The organism is Mycobacterium helveticum (genome assembly GCF_007714205.1).
Classification (GTDB): domain Bacteria; phylum Actinomycetota; class Actinomycetes; order Mycobacteriales; family Mycobacteriaceae; genus Mycobacterium; species Mycobacterium helveticum.
Genome location: NZ_VMQU01000114.1, coordinates 1 through 17,643 on the forward strand (window position 1 = coordinate 1; position 17,643 = coordinate 17,643).

The following is a 17,643-nucleotide window of genomic DNA, read 5'->3' on the forward strand; positions in this document are numbered from 1 at the left end:
GGGGAGGGGCGTCCGTTCTGCCGGCGCGGGCACCGCCGGCTTGCCTCCGGGTTCGTGCGGCGTGGCCGGTCTGGGCGGCTCACCCGCGGCCGGTTTCTCGGCGACGGGCGGTTTGGATTCGGTCGGGCTGTGCGGCAGGGGACCGTCGGCGAGCCTCGGTGCCGGCTTGGCCGGGGCTGCGGGTGCGCCCGCTTCCGGCGGCTTGGGGCCGGTCGCCGGTGGCTCTGCCGGAGCCTTGACTGGCGGCGCCTCGGTAACCTCCGGCAGGGGCGGCTTGCGCAAGCCCTTGAGCGCGTCGGCGGCGTCGCGCCCCACCTTGCCCAGCTTCGAGAGCGGCCCGCCCGGCACCGCCAACGTCGCCCCGTCGAAGAGGGTCTTCCCGAGCGCTTCGGCCGGGTTTGTGCTCCACTCGTCCCAGTGGATGACATCCTTGCCCAGCGCCTTCCAGGATTCGGCCACTCCGGGCCCGCCGTCGGGGCCCAGACCGACCAGCGGTGCTTCCCCGGAAACCTTGCCGGCCAGGTCTCTGAAGTAACCCACCGGATCGGTTTGGAGCCGGTTCGGGCTGAATTCCCAGAGCCCCTTGGCGAATCCATATCCCTCTTCGCCGACGCCTTTGAGGACCTGGCCCACCTGATTGACGGCCCTGCCGACCGCGGTGCCGTGCAGAAAGTGGTCCCACTCCTTGCCCGCCCAGCGGCCCATATCCGCTGCCGCCGTGGCGGCCGCGGACACGGTGGCGTCGATCTGGCCGGCAAGTGCCCTGGCTTCGCGGGCGAAGTTGTCGACCACCGTGCGGATGTCGTCGGCGATCCGTTTGATCTCGTCCTCGTCCTCGTCGGTCAGGAACTCCCAGACCTCTTTGATCCCGGTCAGCGGGTCACAGATGCGCGCCAACAGATCCAGAATCGCCGCGCGCACCTGGTCGATCTCGGCTGCGTAGCCGGTGAGCTGTGCGGCGACCGTCTGGCATTGCCGTGCGATGTCGGTGGTGGCACTGGCGGCATCGGACAACGCCTTGTCGATGGCGGCGCCCTCCGGGATCTGCTGGGCGGCGATGGCGGCCATCGTTCCGCCGCCCGCCGCGGTCTCGGCCGCCATGAAGTTGGCGCCCGCGGTGGTCCACGCCGCCGCGGCGGCCCGCAATCTCGCCGAATCGCCACTGGGCCAGATCATTCCGACATACGGCGCCACCCAGCCCCAACCGGCGGGGGCGCCGCTCCCGGCGCCCACCGCAGAAGGCGGTGGCGAGCCCACGATCAACGGCCCGGTCACCTGCGGCGTCGGCAGGGCCGCGGCCCGGCCGCTGACATCCGACATCGCCTCGGCCAGCGCGTAGTTGTGTGCCGACACCCGCACGCCGTCGCCGATGCTGCACAGCCCGTTGCGGGTGCCGGCCATCGCCTCGATCAATTTCGCGGCGGCTTGGTCGTAGCTGTGACCGAACGCCGCGCCCACCGGATCGTCACCGGCCATGCCGGCGCTGCCGGCCAGTGCCGCGGTCACCGCCGAAATCACCGATCCCAACGAAACACCGGTGTCCACCACGGTGACACCGGCGCGGTCTAGAGCCGTCGGGTCACACGCCAGCGGCGCCATCGGTTCACGACCACATGCCGAGATTCGTCGACATCGCCCCGGTGTAGTTGCCGTGCGCTGTCGTGGCCGCCTTCTCGAGTTGCGCGAGCGCCTCCCGCATCATCGCCTCGCCGCGCTCCCAGTGCTGGTGTGCCTCGGCGTGGGCGGCGGCAGCGGCGCCAGACCAGGTCGCGTGCAGACGCGTCACGCGAGAATCGAGCTCGGTGATCATGTCCTCGGCGTAGCGCTGAAATGCCGCCATCCGTTGCACGGCCTCGGTCAGCGCCTCCGGGTCCACCGCGAACGCCTCAGCCACCGCGCACCGCCCGCTCCGCCCGGGCGGACCCGGCCTCGTTGCTCTGGTAACCCGACGCCGCCTCGTCGAGCAACCGCGCCAGGATCGACAAGCCCGCCTGCACCTCGCCGGCCCCGCGATGCCACAGCTCCCACGCCGAGCTGTACGCGCTGCCCGACGCGCCGCGCCAGCCGTCCAACATCTGACCCACCTGGTCGTCGAGATCGGTCAGCTGAGCCGAAAGGTGCTCGGCGGCACCGCCCAGCGAGGCGGCGGCCCCCTGCATCGCCAGCGGGTCGACGCGGACTGTGTCGTCGGCCATAGCGGCAACCTAGCCAGTGCCCGGCGGTCCCACAATTCACGCGGCCCGTCGGGCGCCCCGCCGCCGGTGACACACTGGCGGGCATGACCCAGTCCCCGAGCCGCCGGCAGGTGCGGTTGTTGACCCGCGACGGGTGCGCGATGTGCGTGCACGTCGGCGAGCGGCTCGCCGAACTGGCCGCTGAGCTGGGCTTCGATCTGTCGATGACCGACGTCGACGCCGCGGCCGCGGCCGGTGACCCCGGGCTGCGGGCCGAGTTCGGCGACCGGCTGCCGGTGATCCTGCTCGACGGCCGCGAGCACAGCTACTTCGACATCGACGAGCCCAGGCTGCGGGCGGATCTCTCCCCCTGACCGCGCTGGTCGCCGGGCAGTTATTTGGTAGCCCACCTGTGAACCGACTACCGTGGATGTCAACTTCAGTAGCTGACCGAGCAAGGGAGCTGGCCAGGTGATGCTGCCGTGAGCATCCTGCTTTTCGGGGTTTCGCACCGCAGTGCGCCGGTCTCCGTCCTGGAACAACTCAGCATCGACGAGTCCGATCAGGTCAAGATCGTCGACCAGATGCTGCAATCCCCCCTGGTGACCGAGGCGATGGTGCTCTCGACGTGCAACCGGGTCGAGGTCTACGCGGTGGTCGACGCCTTCCACGGCGGGTTGGCGGTGATCGGTCAGGTGCTCTCGGAGCACTCCGGCATGTCGATGGCCGACCTGACCAAATTCGCCTACGTGCGCTACAGCGAGGCCGCCGTCGAGCACCTCTTCGCCGTGGCCAGCGGCCTGGACTCGGCGGTGGTCGGCGAGCAGCAGGTACTCGGTCAGGTGCGCCGCGCCTATGCCGGCGCCGAAGCCAACCGCACCGTCGGCCGGGTCCTGCACGAGCTGGCCCAGCGGGCGTTGTCGGTGGGCAAGCGGGTGCACTCCGAAACCGGCATCGACGCCGCGGGCGCCTCGGTCGTCTCGGTCGCCCTGGATCTGGCCGAACGCCGGCTGGGCGGGCTGGCGGGCGAGACCGCCGTGGTGATCGGCGCCGGGGCGATGGGCGCGCTGTCGTCGGCGCATCTGACCCGGGCCGGGATCGGGCGCATCCACGTGCTCAACCGCTCGCTGTCGCGGGCTCAGCGGCTGGCCCGCAAGATCCGCGAATCGGGCGCGCACGCCGAGGCGCTGCCGCTGGAAAGCCTGCCCGAGGCGCTGGCGCACGCCGACGTCGTGGTCAGCTGCACGGGGGCCGTCAGCCCGGTCGTGTCGCTGGCCGACGTGCACCACGCGCTGGCCGCGTCGCACCGTGACGAGACCACCCACCCGTTGGTGATTTGCGACCTGGGCATGCCCCGCGACGTCGACCCCGCGGTGGCCGGTCTGCCCGGGGTGTGGGTCGTCGACGTCGACCGCGTCCAGCACGAACCCTCGGCCCACGCCGCGGCCACCGACGTCGACGCCGCCCGCCACATCGTCGCGGCCGAGGTCGCCGCCTACCTGGCGGGACAGCGGATGGCCGAGGTCACCCCGACGGTGACGGCGTTGCGCCAGCGGGCCGCCGACGTGGTGGAGGCCGAACTGCTGCGGCTGAACAACCGGTTGCCCGGCCTGGAGAGCGCCCAACGCGAGGAGGTGGCCCGCACCGTGCGGCGGGTGGTGGACAAGCTGCTGCACGCCCCCACCGTCCGGATCAGGCAGCTGGCCAGCGCGCCCGGCGGCGACAGCTACGCCGAGGCGCTCCGCGAACTCTTCGAACTCGACCCGACCGCCGTCGACTCCGTAGCCGCCGTCGCCGCCGGCGAATTGCGGGTCATGGCAAGCGGATTCGACGCGGGTCCCCCGCAGCAGTCCGCCGAGTAGCCGATTGGCGAACGTGATCCGGATAGGCACCCGGGGCAGTCTGTTGGCCACCACCCAGGCCGCGACCGTCAGGGACGCGCTGATCGCCCTCGGCCATCCCGCGGAACTGGTGACCATCAGCACGGCGGGCGACCGCTCCTCGGCGCCGATCGACACCCTCGGGGTCGGCGTCTTCACCACCGCGTTGCGCGAGGCCATCGACGACGGCCGCGTCGACGCTGCGGTGCACTCGCACAAGGATTTGCCGACCGCCGACGACCCGCGGTTCACGATCGCGGCGATCCCGCCGCGCAACGACCCCCGCGACGCGGTGGTGGCCCGCGACGGGCTGGTGCTCGCGGAGTTGCCCACGGGGTCGCTGGTGGGCACGTCGTCCCCGCGGCGGGCCGCGCAGCTTAGAGCATTGGGTCTCGGTTTGGAAATCCGCCCCCTACGAGGCAACCTAGATACCAGGTTGAACAGGGTAAGCAGTGGTGATCTTGACGCCGTCGTGGTGGCCCGGGCCGGTCTGGCCCGGCTCGGCCGCCTCGACGATGTCACCGAGACGTTGGAGCCGGTACAGATGTTGCCCGCACCGGCACAGGGCGCGCTCGCCGTCGAGTGCCGCGCCGATGACGGCCGGTTGGTGGCGGTGCTGGCCGGGCTGGACGACGCCGACACGCGCGCGGCGGTCACCGCCGAACGAGCCCTGCTGGCCGAACTGGAGGCCGGTTGCTCCGCACCGGTGGGCGCGATCGCCGAGGTGGTCGAGTCCATCGACGAGGACGGCCGCGTCTTCGAAGAGCTGTCGCTGCGCGGCTGCGTGGCGGCGCTGGACGGATCCGACGTGATCCGCGCGTCCGGCATCGGCAATCCCGGTCGGGCACGGGAGCTCGGGCTCTCGGTCGCGGGGGAGCTCTTCGACCTGGGCGCCCGGGAACTGATGCGCGGTGCGCGGGCGGATCCGGCGCAAGGAAATTGAGTCGAGAGTGAAGTGGGAGCGACAATGACTCGCCAAACAAGCATGCGAGGGCGTAAGCCAAGGCCGGGCCGCATCACTTTCGTGGGTTCCGGCCCGGGCGACCCCGGGCTACTGACCACGCGGGCCGCCGCGGTGCTGGCCAACGCGGCCCTGGTGTTCACCGATCCCGACGTGCCCGAGCCGGTACTGGCGTTGATCGGCAAGGACCTGCCGCCCGTGTCCGGCCCGGCGCCGGCCGACCCGGCGGCGGGCAACGCCGACGGCGATCACGCCCCGGCCACCCCCGCGGTGGTTCCCGGCGCTCCCGACATCCGCCCTGCCCTGGGCGAGCCGGCCGAGGTCGCCAAGACGCTGACCGCCGAGGCCCGCTCCGGCGCCGACGTGGTGCGGCTGGTCGCCGGCGATCCGCTGACGCTCGACGCGGTCATCACCGAGGTGAACGCCGTCGCGCGCACCCACCTGCACGTCGAGATCGTCCCCGGCCTGTCGTCCGCCAGCGCGGTCCCGACCTATGCCGGGCTCCCGCTGGGCTCGGCGCACACCGTTGCCGACGTGCGCGACCCACATGTCGACTGGGACGCGCTGGCCGCGGCCCCGGGCCCGCTGATCCTGCAGGCCACCGCCTCGCACCTGCCCGAGGCCGCCCGCACGCTGATCGAGCACGAACTGGCCGAGACCACCCCGTGCGTGGTGACCGCCTACGGCACCACCTGCCAGCAGCGCTCGGTGGAAACCACGCTGCAGGAACTGGGCGATCCGGCCGTCCTGGCGGGCATCGACGCCCCGGGCCCGCCGGGCGTCAACGGCCGGGAGTCCCAAACCGGTCCGCTGGTGGTCACCATCGGCAAGACGGTGAGCAACCGGGCGAAGCTGAACTGGTGGGAGAGCCGCGCGCTCTACGGCTGGACCGTGCTGGTGCCCCGCACCAAGGACCAGGCCGGCGAGATGAGCGAGCGGCTGACGTCCTACGGCGCGCTGCCGATCGAGGTGCCGACCATCGCGGTGGAGCCGCCGCGCAGTCCTGCCCAGATGGAGCGGGCCGTCAAGGGCCTGGTCGACGGCCGCTTCCAGTGGGTGGTGTTCACCTCGACCAACGCGGTGCGCGCGGTGTGGGAGAAGTTCGGCGAGTTCGGCCTGGACGCCCGCGCGTTCTCCGGGGTGAAGATCGCCTGTGTCGGCGAGCAGACGGCCGACCGGGTGCGCGCGTTCGGGATCAGCCCCGAGCTGGTGCCCGCCGGGGAGCAGTCCTCGCTCGGCCTGCTGGACGAATTCCCGCCCTACGACAGCATTTTCGACCCGGTGAACCGGGTCTTGCTGCCGCGCGCCGACATCGCCACCGAGACGCTCGCCGAGGGGCTGCGCGACCGTGGCTGGGAGATCGAGGACGTCACCGCGTACCGCACCGTGCGGGCCGCGCCGCCGCCGGCGGCCACCCGCGAGATGATCAAGACGGGCGGCTTCGACGCGGTGTGCTTCACCTCCAGTTCCACGGTGCGCAACCTGGTGGGCATCGCCGGCAAGCCGCACGCACGGACCATCATCGCCTGCATCGGCCCCAAGACGGCCGAGACGGCCGCGGAGTTCGGTCTGCGCGTGGACGTGCAGCCCGAGATCGCCGCGGTGGGCCCGCTGGTGGACGCCCTGGCCGAGCACGCCGCCCGGCTGCGCGCCGAGGGGGCGCTGCCGCCGCCGCGCAAAAAGAGCCGCAGGCGCTAGTGGCGAGCGCGAGCTGGGGGTACCTCCCGCTTGCGGGGGAGCGTGTCTGCACACCGACACGCCGTCGGGACCGGCATTGCGCGCACGCTCGCGGCTGCCACACGTCGTCATGAGCGGCTACCCGCGGCAGCGTCCGCGCCGGCTGCGCTCCACCCCCGCGTTTCGTCGCCTGGTGGCGCAAACATCCTTGGAACCAAGGCATTTGGTGCTGCCCATGTTCGTCGCCGACGGGATCGCCGAACCGCGGCCCATCCCGTCGATGCCGGGCGTGGTGCAGCACGCCCGGGAGTCGCTGCGCGGTGCGGCCGCCGCGGCGGTCGCCGCCGGGGTGGGCGGGCTGATGCTGTTCGGCGTGCCGCGCGACGAGGACAAGGACCCGCCCGGGTCGGCCGGCACCGACCCCGACGGCATCCTCAACGTCGCCCTGCGCGACCTGGCCAAGGACCTCGGCGACGCCACCGTGCTCATGGCCGACACGTGCCTGGACGAGTTCACCGACCACGGGCACTGCGGCGTCCTCGACGACCGGGGCCGGGTGGATAACGACGCCACCGTCGCCCGTTACGTCGAACTGGCTGTGGCCCAAGCGGAGTCGGGTGCGCACGTGGTTTCGCCGAGCGGGATGATGGACGGCCAGGTGGCCGCGATCCGCGACGGCCTGGACGCCGCCGGCCACACCGACGTGGCGATCCTGGCCTACGCCGCGAAGTTCGCCTCGGCGTTCTACGGCCCGTTCCGCGAGGCGGTGTGCTCGAGCCTGTCCGGGGACCGGCTCACCTACCAGCAGGAGCCGGGCAACGCGCGGGAGGCGTTGCGCGAGATCGAACTGGATCTGGCCGAGGGCGCCGACATCGTGATGGTCAAACCCGCGCTGGGTTACCTGGACGTGGTCGCCGCGGCGGCCGGCGTCTCGCCGGTGCCGGTGGCCGCCTACCAGGTGTCGGGGGAGTACGCGATGATCCGCGCCGCCGCGGCGAACGACTGGATCGACGGGCGGGCCGCGGCGCTGGAGTCGTTGACCAGCATCAGGCGCGCCGGAGCCGATATCGTGCTCACCTACTGGGCCGCCGAAGCGGCGGCCTGGCTTTCGTGAGACGGGGCGTGCTGTGACATCGAAGGCATCGGCGAGGAGCACCGGCGCGAAGCGCCTGTTCTACGAACCCGGTGCCAGTTGGTACTGGGTGCTGGCCGGGCCGTTCGCGGCGGTGTCGATGATCCTGATCGAGGTGTGGAGCGGTGCCGGCGTGCAACTGCTGACCCCGATCATCTTCCTGGTGATGGTGTCGGCGTTCGTGGCGTTGCAGGTGAAGGCCGCGCGAATCCACGTCTCGGTGGAGCTCACCGAAGACGCCCTGCGCCAAGGCACCGAGACTCTGCTGGTACGCGAGATCCTCAGGGTCTATCCAGAACCCGAGAACCACGAGAAGTCCGGCAAGGAGCTGGCGAAGTGGCAGTCGGCCCGCGCGCTCGGCGAACTGGTCGGCGTCCCGCGCGGCCGGATCGGCATCGGGCTCAAGCTCACCGGGGGCCGCACGGCGCAGGCGTGGGCGCGGGGGCACCGTCAGCTGCGGGCGGCGCTGACCCCGCTGGTCCAGGAGCGGGTGCAACCCCCCGAGGTCACCGCCGACCGCGACGACGACACCGGTCCGGCGCGGTGAGCACGCGACACCGGGCGCCCTGCCGGGCGCTGATCGAACTGGGCCTGGCCTGCGCCGCGCTGGTGAGCGCCGGGCTGAGCTGGACGCACGCCCGTCACACCCAGCGGGTCGCCCCGATCGCCGACGGCCAGCCCGTCACCACGTCGCTGGTCTACGACCCCCAACTGCTCTTGCTGACCCTGGTGCTGGTGACAGCCGCCGGGGTGCTGATCGTGACGGGGCTGGCCCGGGCGCTGCGTGCGCGCCGCGGCGCGCACGAGGGCGTCGGCCGGCGGGGCGAACCCTCCTAGCTAGGCGGTCTTGCGGACGAGCGGCAGCATCAGCTGGCGTCTCCCGGCGATGCCGTCGGCCAGGTGGTGCAGCGCCTGGCGCACCGAGTCCGCGATCGGGAACCGTGCCTGCGCCCCGTCGTCGCCGAGCACGTCCGTGCCCGCGGGGCCGGCGACCAGCACCCATTCCAGCCCGGCGGCGCGGCACTGCTCGTCCAGCGCGGCGAGCAGGGCGTGACCGGGCGCGCCCAAACGATGCACCTCGCTCATGTCGAGCACCACAGGGCTCTCGCCGAGAACGAAGCGCCGGAGGTGTTCGCCGATCTGATCGGCGTTGCCCGCGTCGAGCTCGCCCCGGATGGTCACCACCGTCGCCAGGTGCCGGCAGTAAGCCCGCAGCTGCGCGCCGCCGTAGGCGAAGGTGCTGTTCCCCTGTCGAGTCCTGATGTCTGCGATCGTCATGAGCATCCTCATTCTGCGTGGTCCGCAAGAAATCCCTGGCGGCCGAGTCGACGCCGACCAAGCCTGCTAGTAGTACGGTTACCCGCCAAATTAAGGAGACCGACAACCGCGTCTAACTCTTCGCTAAGAAGCGGGTCAAGACGTGGGTCAAGCGGGGGAAATGGCGGTTTCGGGTGCCGGCCAGCGGCCACGAGGCGCCCCGGCCGGGCTGAGGGGGCCGCACCGACGGCCCTCACGCCGGCACGGCGATTCCGCTGTTAGGCTGCCAGGGCTGTCGGTTGCCGGGTCGGGGGGCTTGGAAAAGGCATGCGCGCGCTGCGGCGGCGTGCGGAGGAGTTGGGCAATCGGCTGGCGAACAGCACAGTCCCGACGGAAAGAGCATCGTGCGCACCGGAGAGATCAAGGGCGAGATCAAGGCTCTCACCGGGCTCCGCATCGTCGCCGCGGTGTGGGTGGTGCTGTTTCATTTCCGGCCGATGCTGGCCGACGCCTCGCCCGATTTTCTGGACGCGCTGGCGCCGGTGCTCAATTGCGGCGCGCAGGGCGTCGACCTGTTCTTCATCCTCAGCGGGTTCGTGCTGGCGTGGAACTACCTCGACCGCATGGGCCGGACGTGGTCGGCGCGCGCCACCGCGCACTTCCTGTGGTTGCGGCTGGCCCGGGTGTGGCCGGTGTACCTGGTCACGCTGCACCTGGCCGCGCTGTGGGTGATCTTCACCCTGCACGTCGGCCACGTGCCCTCGCCCGACGTCGCCGACTTCACCGCGACCAGCTACCTACGCCAGGTCCTGATGGTGCAGCTGTGGTTTCAGCCGTTCTTCGACGGCTCGAGCTGGGACGGGCCGGCCTGGTCGATCAGCGCGGAATGGCTGGCGTACGTGCTGTTCGGTGCGCTGGTCCTGGTGATCTTCCGGATGACGCACGCCACGCGGGCGCGCAGCCTGATGGTGCTGGCGTGCGCCGCGACGCTGCCGCCGATAGTGCTGCTGCTGGTCAGCGGCCAGTTCTACACCCCGTGGAGCTGGCTGCCGCGGATCGTCACGCAGTTCACCGCGGGCGCGCTGGCCTGTGCCGCCGTGCGCAGGCTGCGGCTGACCGATCGTGCCCGGCGCGGGGCCGGATACCTGTCCCTGCTGATCGCCGTCGCCATGGTGGGCGCCCTGTACTGGTTCGACACCCACCCCATCTCCGGGGTGACCGACAGCGGCGGCGTGGTCGACGTGCTGTTCGTCCCGCTGGTCAGCACGCTGGCGGTCGGCGTGGGCAGCCTGCCCCGGCTGCTGTCCACCCGGTTGCTGGTGTACGGCGGCAAGATCTCCTTCTGCCTGTACATGGTGCACGAGCTGGTGCACACCGCGTGGGGATGGGCCGTGGAGCAGTTCGAGCTCACGCTGGGGGACTTCCCCTGGAAATACAACGTCGTCGGCCTGCTCGCGATCGCCGTGGGCGCGGCGGCCCTGCTGTATCACGTCGTCGAGGAACCCGGCCGCCGCTGGATGCGCAGGATGGTCGGCACCGGTGCGGGCCGGCCGGGTACCGGGTCCGGCGCGCCGGGTACCGGCAAGGTGCGCCAGATCGACCGCGCGCGGGAAGCGGTTTCGGCGCGGGCGGTGTGAGCGGCGGCCAACCGGGTTGGGCCGGCCGTGCCCCGGACGACATGCGCGCCGCGCGTTGACGGCGATTCGGGGCCGGTTTGTTCGTACGATTTCGTTGGTGCGGGCGCGGCGCTCGGGGGTGCCCTCAGGTGGGGCCGTTCACGGTGGAGGTGTCAGTGGGTCGGGTGGCCACGGTCGTCGTGGGCCTCGCGTGCGTGCTCGGTGTGGTGTTCGGGCAGGTGGCGCAGCCGGCGCGGGTGCGGGCCTACGACACCCTCGACACCTGGCCCTACCGCGTCGCGGTCATCGGCGACTCCTACACGACCGGCACCGATGAAGGCGGCCTGGGCCCGTACTCGTGGACCGCGCGGGTGTGGCGGACCCTGGCCGTGCAGGGCGTGCGCATCGCCCCCGACGTGGCGGCCGAGGGCAGAGCCGGCTACGTGGTGCTCGGCGATCACGGCAGCGTCTTCGGGGACCTGACCGCGCTGGCGGTCCAGCCCGACGACGCACTCGTGGTGTTCTTCGGCTCGCGCAACGACCAGGGCGCCGATCCGGGGATGCTGGCCGCAAGGTCGCACGACACCTTCGAGCTGGCGCGGCGCCTGGCGCCGGCGGCGCGGTTGCTGGTGATCGGGCCGCCGTGGCCGACCGCCGATGTGCCCGAGGCCATCCTGCAGATCCGCGACGTGCTCAACGTCGAGGCCCGCGCGGTCGGGGCGGCCTTCGTCGACCCGATCGGCGACCGTTGGTTCGTCGGCAGGCCCGACCTGATCGGCCCGGACGGCGTGCACCCCACCGACGCGGGGCACGAGTACCTGGCGGACAAGATCGCCCCGTTGATCCGCATGCAGCTGCCCCGGTGAGCCGTGCGCCGGCGCGTCAGTCCTGCGCGTGCCGGTTGTAGTCCCACCGCTCCAGGCGTTCCTGCAGCCCGACCAGGCCGGCTCCCATGAGGGGCGTGGCGGCCGCGATGCAGACCAGCAGCAGCGGTGTCATCCGGGAAACCTCCAAAACCCCGTCATTCAAAACCCTTTCACTGGTGAGACGTTCGCTCGTCTCGGGGAGTTCATTGCGCGTTCCGGCCGTTCGCTAGGCCGCCAGCCAGGCCAACTCGCCGGGCAGCTGCCCGCGCCAATAGAACAAGTCGTGGCCGCCCAGCGAGAAGCTGCCCGACGGCGGTGCCTTCAGTTGGGCGACGAACTGGCGGGTGGCGGGGGCGAAGCGGTCGAAGGTGCCGCAGTCGACCCGCAGCGGGATCTGCGAGAGCGCCGGCACGCCCAGCACGCCGTTCTGCGCCCAGTCGTCGTCGCTGTCGAACGCGCCGGGATCGCTGTCGGCGAACGAGGTGAACAGCGCCGGGCTGATCGCGCAGATCCCGGCCGTGCGGGCCGGGCCCAGCCGGGCGCCCAGGTGCAGCGCGCCGTATCCGCCCATCGACCAGCCCATGAACCCCACCCGGGAGGTGTCCATGCCCATCGAGGTCAGCATCGGCAGCAGTTCGTCGAGCACCATGGCGCCGGAGTCCACGCCCGATGCCCGCTGGTGCCAGTAGGTGTTGCCGCCGTCCACGCCGACCACCGCGAACGGCGGGCGGCCCGCTTTGACCAGTTGGGCGAGCCCGTTCTCGACGCCGACCGCGAGCATCTGGTTGGCGTCGCCGTCCACCCCGTGCAGGGCGATCACCGGCCGCAGCGGTCCGGTCTGGCCCGGCGGGAGGGCCACGACCCAGTTGGTCTTGATGCCGCCGCGCGCGGCGGAGACGAACGAGCCGGTCAGCCTGGTCGGCAGGGTGGTGCCCGCGGTCGAGGGCTCGAACGGTGCGGGGGCCCGCGGCTGCGGCGCCGCCTGCGGTTGCAGCGGGTCGAGCAGCGCGCTCAGCGCCCAGACGCCGGCGGCGGCCGCGCCGGCACCGGCGCCGATGCGCAGCAGCGCACGGCGATTCACCTCAGCCACGCGCGTCATGATGCCGCGCCGGCCGAGCTGGGCCCGACCAGGCACGCCGCGTGACCGCTTTCGTGATGAAGCGGTCACGAAAGGGTGACATTCGCCCCCGGGGTGTCCGCCGGGCCGCGACGCCCGACCCCCGCCCGCGGGCTTTGCCCATTCGTCATTGTGACCGTGGTTCACAGTTGCATGTAGCTATGGGTAGACTCGGGTGCCGGTGTGAGAGCGACGGGTCGTGCGGACGGTCCGCGTGTGAAGTGGCACGGATGGGGCTCTACCCGGATCACGTCGCTTTTGCTCGACGGAAAGCGCCGGCATTGAGTTCGCTCACGGCTCGGGGGCGGGCGGCGGCGCATTCCGTGACCGTAGGCGCACCGCACGCACCACCGAGTTGCAGATTGCGGCGGGCGACGTGGAAGAAAGGATTAGATGACCAGTATATCCGCCCCGCAGGAGAATGCAGAACTCGAGTTACACGATCAAATGTACGGCGATGACCCGTTGTCGGACCGCGAGACCGGCCTTTATCGCGCCGAGTATGTGATGAGTTTCGTCGAAAAATGGGACCAACTGATCGACTGGGAAGCTCGCGCCGAATCCGAGGGACGTTTTTTCGTCGATGTCCTGCGCGCACGCGGCAAGCACCACGTCCTCGACGTCGCCACCGGCACCGGCTTCCACTCGGTGCGCCTGACCCAGGCGGGTTTCGACGTGACCAGCGCGGACGGTTCGGCGGCGATGCTGGCCAAGGCTTTTGAGAATGGCCGGAAGCGCGGGCTGATCATCAGGACCGTGCAGGCCGACTGGCGGGAGCTGAACCGGGGCATCCAGGGCAAGTACGACGCCATCATCTGTCTCGGGAACTCTTTCACCCACCTGCACGAGGAGCACGACCGTCGCCGGGCGCTGGCCGAATTCTATGCCGCGTTGCGCCACGACGGAATTCTGATCCTCGATCAGCGCAATTACGACGAAATACTCGACCACGGTTTCAAGTCGAAACACAAATACTACTACTGCGGTGACCAGGTCTCGGCCGAACCGGAGTACGTCGACGACGGTCTGGCGCGTTTCAAATACACGTTCCCGGACGGTGCCGAATACACATTGAATATGTTCCCCCTGCGGAAGTCTTACGTTCGCCGCCTGATGTTCGAAGCGGGATTCACGACCGTGCGTACCTACGGCGACTTTCAGGAGACATATGAGGACACCGAGCCCGATTTCTTCGTCCATGTCGCGGAGAAATCGCTCCACGGGGACGGGGGCGAGGGACCCGAGAGCGCGACGGGCCGGTCCCACAGCAACGGCGAGCCGGAGGCCTACTACGACAGCGCCGACGCCGACGCGTTTTACTCGATGGTCTGGGGCGGCGAGGACATCCACGTCGGCTGCTACGAGAACACCCGCGACATCGGGGCCGCCGGCATCGAGACCGCGGACCGGATGATCCGCCGGCTGCCGAAAATCGACGGCGACACCACCGTGCTGGACCTGGGCTCCGGTTATGGCGGATCCGCGCGGCACCTCGCCGAGGTGTACGGCTGTTCGGTCACCTGCCTCAACCTCTCGGAGGTGCAGAACGAGACCAACCGGGACAAGACCCGCCGCGCCGGGCTGCACGACCGGGTCCGGGTGCTGCACGGCAGCTTCGACGACGTGCCCGCCCAAGACGCCAGCTTTGACGTCGTCTGGTCGCAGGACGCGATCCTGCACGCCGCCGACCGCCGCACGGTGCTCGAGGAGGCGTTCCGGGTGCTCAAGCCCGGCGGCGAGTTGATCTTCACCGACCCGATGCAGGCCGACGACGTGCCGGACGGGGTGCTGCAACCCGTCTACGACCGGTTGAACCTGTCGGACCTGGGCTCGATGCGCTTCTACCGCGAAGCCGCGCATGCGGTGGGCTTCGACGTGGTCGGCCAGGTCGACCTGGTCGGCAACCTGCGCACCCACTACCAGCGGGTGCTCGAGGAGCTCGAGGCCCGCCGCGGCGAACTCGAGGAGAAGGCCTCGGCGGAGTACCTCGACAACATGCAGGTCGGGTTGAAGAACTGGGTGAGCGCGGCCGACGACGGCCACCTCGCCTGGGGCATCCAGCACTTCCGTAAGCCCCGCTGAGTCCGACCGGCGCGGCGGTGCGCGCCCGGCGCACGCCGCCGCGCCGGCCGGTATCGTGAACTCCTCAGCTTGCGGAAGGGCGACGTCATCGACACCCAACCAGCACTGCACCGGGGGCTGTCGCAGCGGCAGCTCAACATGATCGCCATCGGCGGCGTGATCGGCGCCGGGTTGTTCGTGGGGTCCGGCGTGGCCATTCGCGCCACCGGCCCCGCCGTGTTCCTCACCTACGCGCTCTGCGGCGCGCTGATCGTCCTGGTGATGCGGATGCTCGGCGAGATGGCCGCCGCGAACCCCGTGACCGGTTCGTTCGCCGACTACGCGGCGCAGGCCCTGGGCGGCTGGGCGGGGTTCTCGGTCGGCTGGCTGTACTGGTACTTCTGGGTGATCGTCATAGGGTTCGAGGCGGTCGCCGGCGGAAAAGTCGTCAACTACTGGATCCACGCCCCGCTGTGGCTGACGTCGCTGTGCCTGATGACGTTGATGACCGCGACGAACCTGTTCTCGGTGTCGTCCTTCGGCGAATTCGAATTCTGGTTCGCCGGAATCAAAGTGGCGACCATCGTGGCCTTCATGCTCCTGGGCTCCGCCTACGCGTTGGGGCTCGTGCCCGGCCACCCCATGGACTTCTCCAACCTCACCGCCCATGGCGGGTTCTTCCCCAAGGGTGTGGGTGCGATCTTCACCGCGATCGTGGTGGTGGTGTTCTCCATGACCGGCACCGAGGTGGTCACCATCGCCGCCGCCGAAAGCCGCGACCCCGAGCGCGCGGTGCAGCGCGCGATGAATTCCGTGCTGGCGCGGATCGGCATCTTCTTCGTGGGCTCGGTGTTCGTGATCGTGGTGGTCCTGCCGTGGAACGCCGTGCAGCCCGGTGGTTCGCCGTATGTCGCCGCGCTGCGGCACATGGGAATTCCCGGCGCCGACCAGTTCATGAACGCGGTGGTGCTCACCGCGGTGCTGTCCTGCCTCAACTCGGGCCTGTACACCTCCTCGCGCATGCTGTTCACGCTCGCCACCCGGGGAGAGGCGCCGGCCCGCATGGTCAAGATCAGCTCGCGCGGGGTCCCCGCGCTGGCCATCTTGAGCTCCTCGGCGGTGGGCTTCGGGTGCGTGGTCATGTCGTGGCTCGCGCCGCGCACGGTGTTCACCTTCCTGCTGAACTCCTCGGGCGCCATCGTTCTGTTCGTCTACGTGCTGATCGCGCTGTCCCAGATCGTGTTGCGCCGCCGGACGCCACCCGGGCGGCTCCGGGTCAGGATGTGGCTGTTCCCGGTGCTGTCGCTGCTGACCGTGGCGGGGCTTGTCGCGGTCCTGGCGCGCATGGCGTTCGATCCGTCGGCGCGCAGCCAGTTCTGGCTGGGCCTGTTGTCCTGGGCCGTCGTGGTGGCGCTGCACTTCGTCGCCAGGTGGCGGCGCGGGCGGCAGACCTCGGCGACGGGTGTTTCCGCATGCGCCCCCTCCGACCGGAGCCGGAAAACGTTGGGGGGCTTGACGAAGTGGGCGCAGGGCGGCGTCAGCCGGGGCGCGCCGAGCCCGACCGCCCGTTCGAGGATCGCGCTGATGCGCAGCGGGCCGTCTCACGGGGTCCGGGTCAGCAGCACCGCCTGTTCGAACGGCAGCCGGGCGACGACCCGCCGCCACCGGCCGGTCACCTGCGAGGCGGCCTCGGTCCGGGACACCACGCGCGGTTCGGTGATGCCGAACGTCGTGCCGGCCCGGCGCATCCGCCCGCCCCCGGCCGCGGTGAGGTTCTTCAGCCAGTCGCGGTCCGGGCCGTAGGTCAGCACGATCGCCATGCCGGCTCTGCCGTCCACGCCGGTGGGAAACGCGCTCACCGGGGTGCGGTACGGCTTGCCCGAGCGGCGGCCGACGTGCTCGACGAGGGCGTACGGCGGCAGCCGGCCGGCCCACATGCGCTGGACGGGGTTGGTGACGTGCCGGTTGAACCGGGCGAGGCGTTCGGGGAGTTGCACACCATCATCCAACTCGGGGTGCGCTGTCGATTTCAACGCCGGCGATCGGCCCGGCAATCGGGCTGACGTTGCTTCGTCGCCGGTTTCGCTGCGCCGGCCGGGGCCCGCGGCCGGCGCGAACGTGAGTCTTGCTAAAAACCTGCGCGGGCCGACGCGCGCCAGTATTCTTGGAGGACCGAATCATTCGTCATCGCAACCATCTTCATCGCCGTGCAGGCGGGACGGAGTCCGGCGTGTCCTCTTTGGCGGTCTCACCGCATTTGTTGTTGTCCGCGGCGGCGGACATGACCAACATCGGGTCCGCGATCAGGGAGGCCAACACGGCGGCGTCGGCCTCGACCACAGCCGTGGCGGCCGCGGGCAGCGACGAGATCTCTGCGGCCGTTGCGGCGTTGTTCAGCGACCACGGACGCCGCTATCAGCTTCTCGGCGCGCAGGCGGCGGCGTTTCACCAGCGGTTCGTGCAGCTGGTGAGTGCCGGTGCCGGTGCGTACGCCGCTACCGAGGCGGCCGGCGTCGCCCCGTTGCAGACCGTCGGGCACGACGTGCTGGCTGCGGTCAATGCGCCCACCGAGATGCTGGTGGGACGCCCACTGATCGGCAACGGAGCCAGCGCGGCGGCGGGCAGCGGGGCCGCCGGTGGCGCGGGCGGGATCCTGTTCGGCAACGGCGGCAACGGCGGCTCGGGTGCACCCGGCCAGGCCGGCGGCAACGGTGGCGCGGGCGGGTTGCTGTTCGGCAACGGCGGCGCCGGCGGCGCGGGCGGCAACGGCGGCGCCGGGGTTGCCGGGGCCGCCGGCGGTGCCGGTGGTCGCGGCGGGTTGCTGTTCGGCGCCGGCGGCGCCGGCGGCGCGGGGGGCAACGGCGGGAGCGGCCTGACCGGCACGGGTGGCATGCCCGGCGGC

17 protein-coding genes and 1 pseudogene are annotated in these 17,643 nt (G+C 71.0%); 12 read left to right on the forward strand and 6 right to left on the reverse strand.

What is annotated here, in order from left to right:
- From FPZ47_RS21300 to FPZ47_RS21310, 3 genes are all read right to left on the reverse strand, one after another.
- On the reverse strand, window positions 1-1,599 hold a 1,599-nt coding region (locus FPZ47_RS21300), incomplete at its 3' end, for a WXG100-like domain-containing protein (RefSeq protein WP_486813346.1).
- Between the two features lie 4 nt (window positions 1,600-1,603).
- Window positions 1,604-1,894, reverse strand: a complete 291-nt coding sequence (locus FPZ47_RS21305; protein WP_144954907.1) for a WXG100 family type VII secretion target — start codon at window positions 1,892-1,894, stop codon at window positions 1,604-1,606.
- Entirely contained in the window at window positions 1,887-2,195 is a 309-nt protein-coding gene (locus tag FPZ47_RS21310) for a WXG100 family type VII secretion target (RefSeq protein WP_144954904.1), read from the reverse strand. Before FPZ47_RS21310 ends, FPZ47_RS21305 begins: the two co-directional genes overlap by 8 nt.
- Before the next feature lie 83 nt (window positions 2,196-2,278).
- Here FPZ47_RS21310 and FPZ47_RS21315 point away from each other — a divergent pair, with 83 nt between their 5' ends.
- The 7 genes from FPZ47_RS21315 to FPZ47_RS21345 all read left to right on the forward strand — a co-directional run bounded on the left by FPZ47_RS21315 (window position 2,279) and on the right by FPZ47_RS21345 (window position 8,661).
- Window positions 2,279-2,548, forward strand: coding sequence for a glutaredoxin family protein (locus FPZ47_RS21315; RefSeq protein WP_144954902.1), 270 nt, complete (start codon window positions 2,279-2,281; stop codon window positions 2,546-2,548).
- Between the two features lie 108 nt (window positions 2,549-2,656).
- Complete coding sequence (locus tag FPZ47_RS21320) at window positions 2,657-4,036, forward strand: glutamyl-tRNA reductase (RefSeq protein ID WP_144954899.1); 1,380 nt, start codon at window positions 2,657-2,659, stop codon at window positions 4,034-4,036.
- Between the two features lie 13 nt (window positions 4,037-4,049).
- On the forward strand, window positions 4,050-4,997 hold the full coding sequence (hemC, locus tag FPZ47_RS21325; protein WP_144954915.1) for a hydroxymethylbilane synthase: 948 nt from the start codon (window positions 4,050-4,052) through the stop codon (window positions 4,995-4,997).
- 42 nt (window positions 4,998-5,039) lie between these two features.
- Window positions 5,040-6,713: a bifunctional uroporphyrinogen-III C-methyltransferase/uroporphyrinogen-III synthase gene (locus tag FPZ47_RS21330; protein ID WP_144954896.1), complete on the forward strand. Its 1,674-nt coding sequence runs from the start codon at window positions 5,040-5,042 to the stop codon at window positions 6,711-6,713.
- A gap of 109 nt (window positions 6,714-6,822) precedes the next feature.
- The gene (hemB, locus tag FPZ47_RS21335) at window positions 6,823-7,806 is read left to right on the forward strand and encodes a porphobilinogen synthase (protein ID WP_144954894.1); all 984 of its coding nucleotides are present in this window, start codon (window positions 6,823-6,825) and stop codon (window positions 7,804-7,806) included.
- 13 nt (window positions 7,807-7,819) lie between these two features.
- On the forward strand, window positions 7,820-8,371 hold the full coding sequence (locus FPZ47_RS21340) for a DUF3093 domain-containing protein (RefSeq protein ID WP_425461824.1): 552 nt from the start codon (window positions 7,820-7,822) through the stop codon (window positions 8,369-8,371).
- Entirely contained in the window at window positions 8,368-8,661 is a 294-nt protein-coding gene (locus FPZ47_RS21345; protein WP_144954891.1) for a hypothetical protein, read from the forward strand. Before FPZ47_RS21340 ends, FPZ47_RS21345 begins: the two co-directional genes overlap by 4 nt.
- Here the strand turns inward: FPZ47_RS21345 and FPZ47_RS21350 are convergent, their stop codons facing one another.
- Window positions 8,662-9,102 (reverse strand): STAS domain-containing protein, encoded by a 441-nt coding sequence (locus FPZ47_RS21350; RefSeq protein WP_168209528.1) that lies wholly within the window; start codon window positions 9,100-9,102, stop codon window positions 8,662-8,664. It lies immediately after the preceding gene.
- Between the two features lie 383 nt (window positions 9,103-9,485).
- Here FPZ47_RS21350 and FPZ47_RS21355 point away from each other — a divergent pair, with 383 nt between their 5' ends.
- Window positions 9,486-10,718: an acyltransferase family protein gene (locus FPZ47_RS21355; protein ID WP_144954888.1), complete on the forward strand. Its 1,233-nt coding sequence runs from the start codon at window positions 9,486-9,488 to the stop codon at window positions 10,716-10,718.
- 155 nt (window positions 10,719-10,873) lie between these two features.
- Window positions 10,874-11,563: an Rv0518 family GDSL lipase gene (locus tag FPZ47_RS21360; RefSeq protein WP_144954885.1), complete on the forward strand. Its 690-nt coding sequence runs from the start codon at window positions 10,874-10,876 to the stop codon at window positions 11,561-11,563.
- 226 nt (window positions 11,564-11,789) lie between these two features.
- Here the strand turns inward: FPZ47_RS21360 and FPZ47_RS21365 are convergent, their stop codons facing one another.
- A complete protein-coding gene (locus FPZ47_RS21365) occupies window positions 11,790-12,662 on the reverse strand; it encodes an alpha/beta hydrolase (RefSeq protein ID WP_144954882.1) in 873 nt (290 codons plus the stop codon).
- A 411-nt stretch (window positions 12,663-13,073) separates the two neighbouring features.
- On the opposite strand from FPZ47_RS21365, the gene FPZ47_RS30910 reads away from it, so the two are divergent.
- Both FPZ47_RS30910 and FPZ47_RS21375 read left to right on the forward strand, forming a co-directional pair.
- Window positions 13,074-14,762 (forward strand): glycine/sarcosine N-methyltransferase, encoded by a 1,689-nt coding sequence (locus FPZ47_RS30910; protein WP_144954879.1) that lies wholly within the window; start codon window positions 13,074-13,076, stop codon window positions 14,760-14,762.
- An 87-nt stretch (window positions 14,763-14,849) separates the two neighbouring features.
- Window positions 14,850-16,187: pseudogene (locus tag FPZ47_RS21375) on the forward strand (amino acid permease); the annotation flags it as partial.
- Between the two features lie 155 nt (window positions 16,188-16,342).
- Here FPZ47_RS21375 and FPZ47_RS21380 read toward each other — a convergent pair.
- A complete protein-coding gene (locus FPZ47_RS21380) occupies window positions 16,343-16,738 on the reverse strand; it encodes a nitroreductase family deazaflavin-dependent oxidoreductase (protein WP_144954876.1) in 396 nt (131 codons plus the stop codon).
- A gap of 233 nt (window positions 16,739-16,971) precedes the next feature.
- Here FPZ47_RS21380 and FPZ47_RS21385 point away from each other — a divergent pair.
- Window positions 16,972-17,643, forward strand: a 672-nt coding sequence (locus tag FPZ47_RS21385; RefSeq protein WP_145039580.1) for a PE family protein, incomplete at its 3' end; no start/stop codon positions are given.

Excerpts from the sequence above, each read along its gene's own strand:
- FPZ47_RS21310 (WP_144954904.1), bottom strand. The coding sequence starts at position 2,195 with ATGGCCGACGACACAGTCCGCGTCGACCCGCTGGCGATGCAGGGGGCC.
- FPZ47_RS21315 (WP_144954902.1), top strand. The coding sequence starts at position 2,279 with ATGACCCAGTCCCCGAGCCGCCGGCAGGTGCGGTTGTTGACCCGCGAC.
- FPZ47_RS21330 (WP_144954896.1), top strand. The coding sequence starts at position 5,040 with ATGCGAGGGCGTAAGCCAAGGCCGGGCCGCATCACTTTCGTGGGTTCC.
- hemB (WP_144954894.1), top strand. The coding sequence starts at position 6,823 with ATGAGCGGCTACCCGCGGCAGCGTCCGCGCCGGCTGCGCTCCACCCCC.
- FPZ47_RS21350 (WP_168209528.1), bottom strand. The coding sequence starts at position 9,102 with ATGACGATCGCAGACATCAGGACTCGACAGGGGAACAGCACCTTCGCC.
- FPZ47_RS21365 (WP_144954882.1), bottom strand. The coding sequence starts at position 12,662 with ATGACGCGCGTGGCTGAGGTGAATCGCCGTGCGCTGCTGCGCATCGGC.
- FPZ47_RS30910 (WP_144954879.1), top strand. The coding sequence starts at position 13,074 with ATGACCAGTATATCCGCCCCGCAGGAGAATGCAGAACTCGAGTTACAC.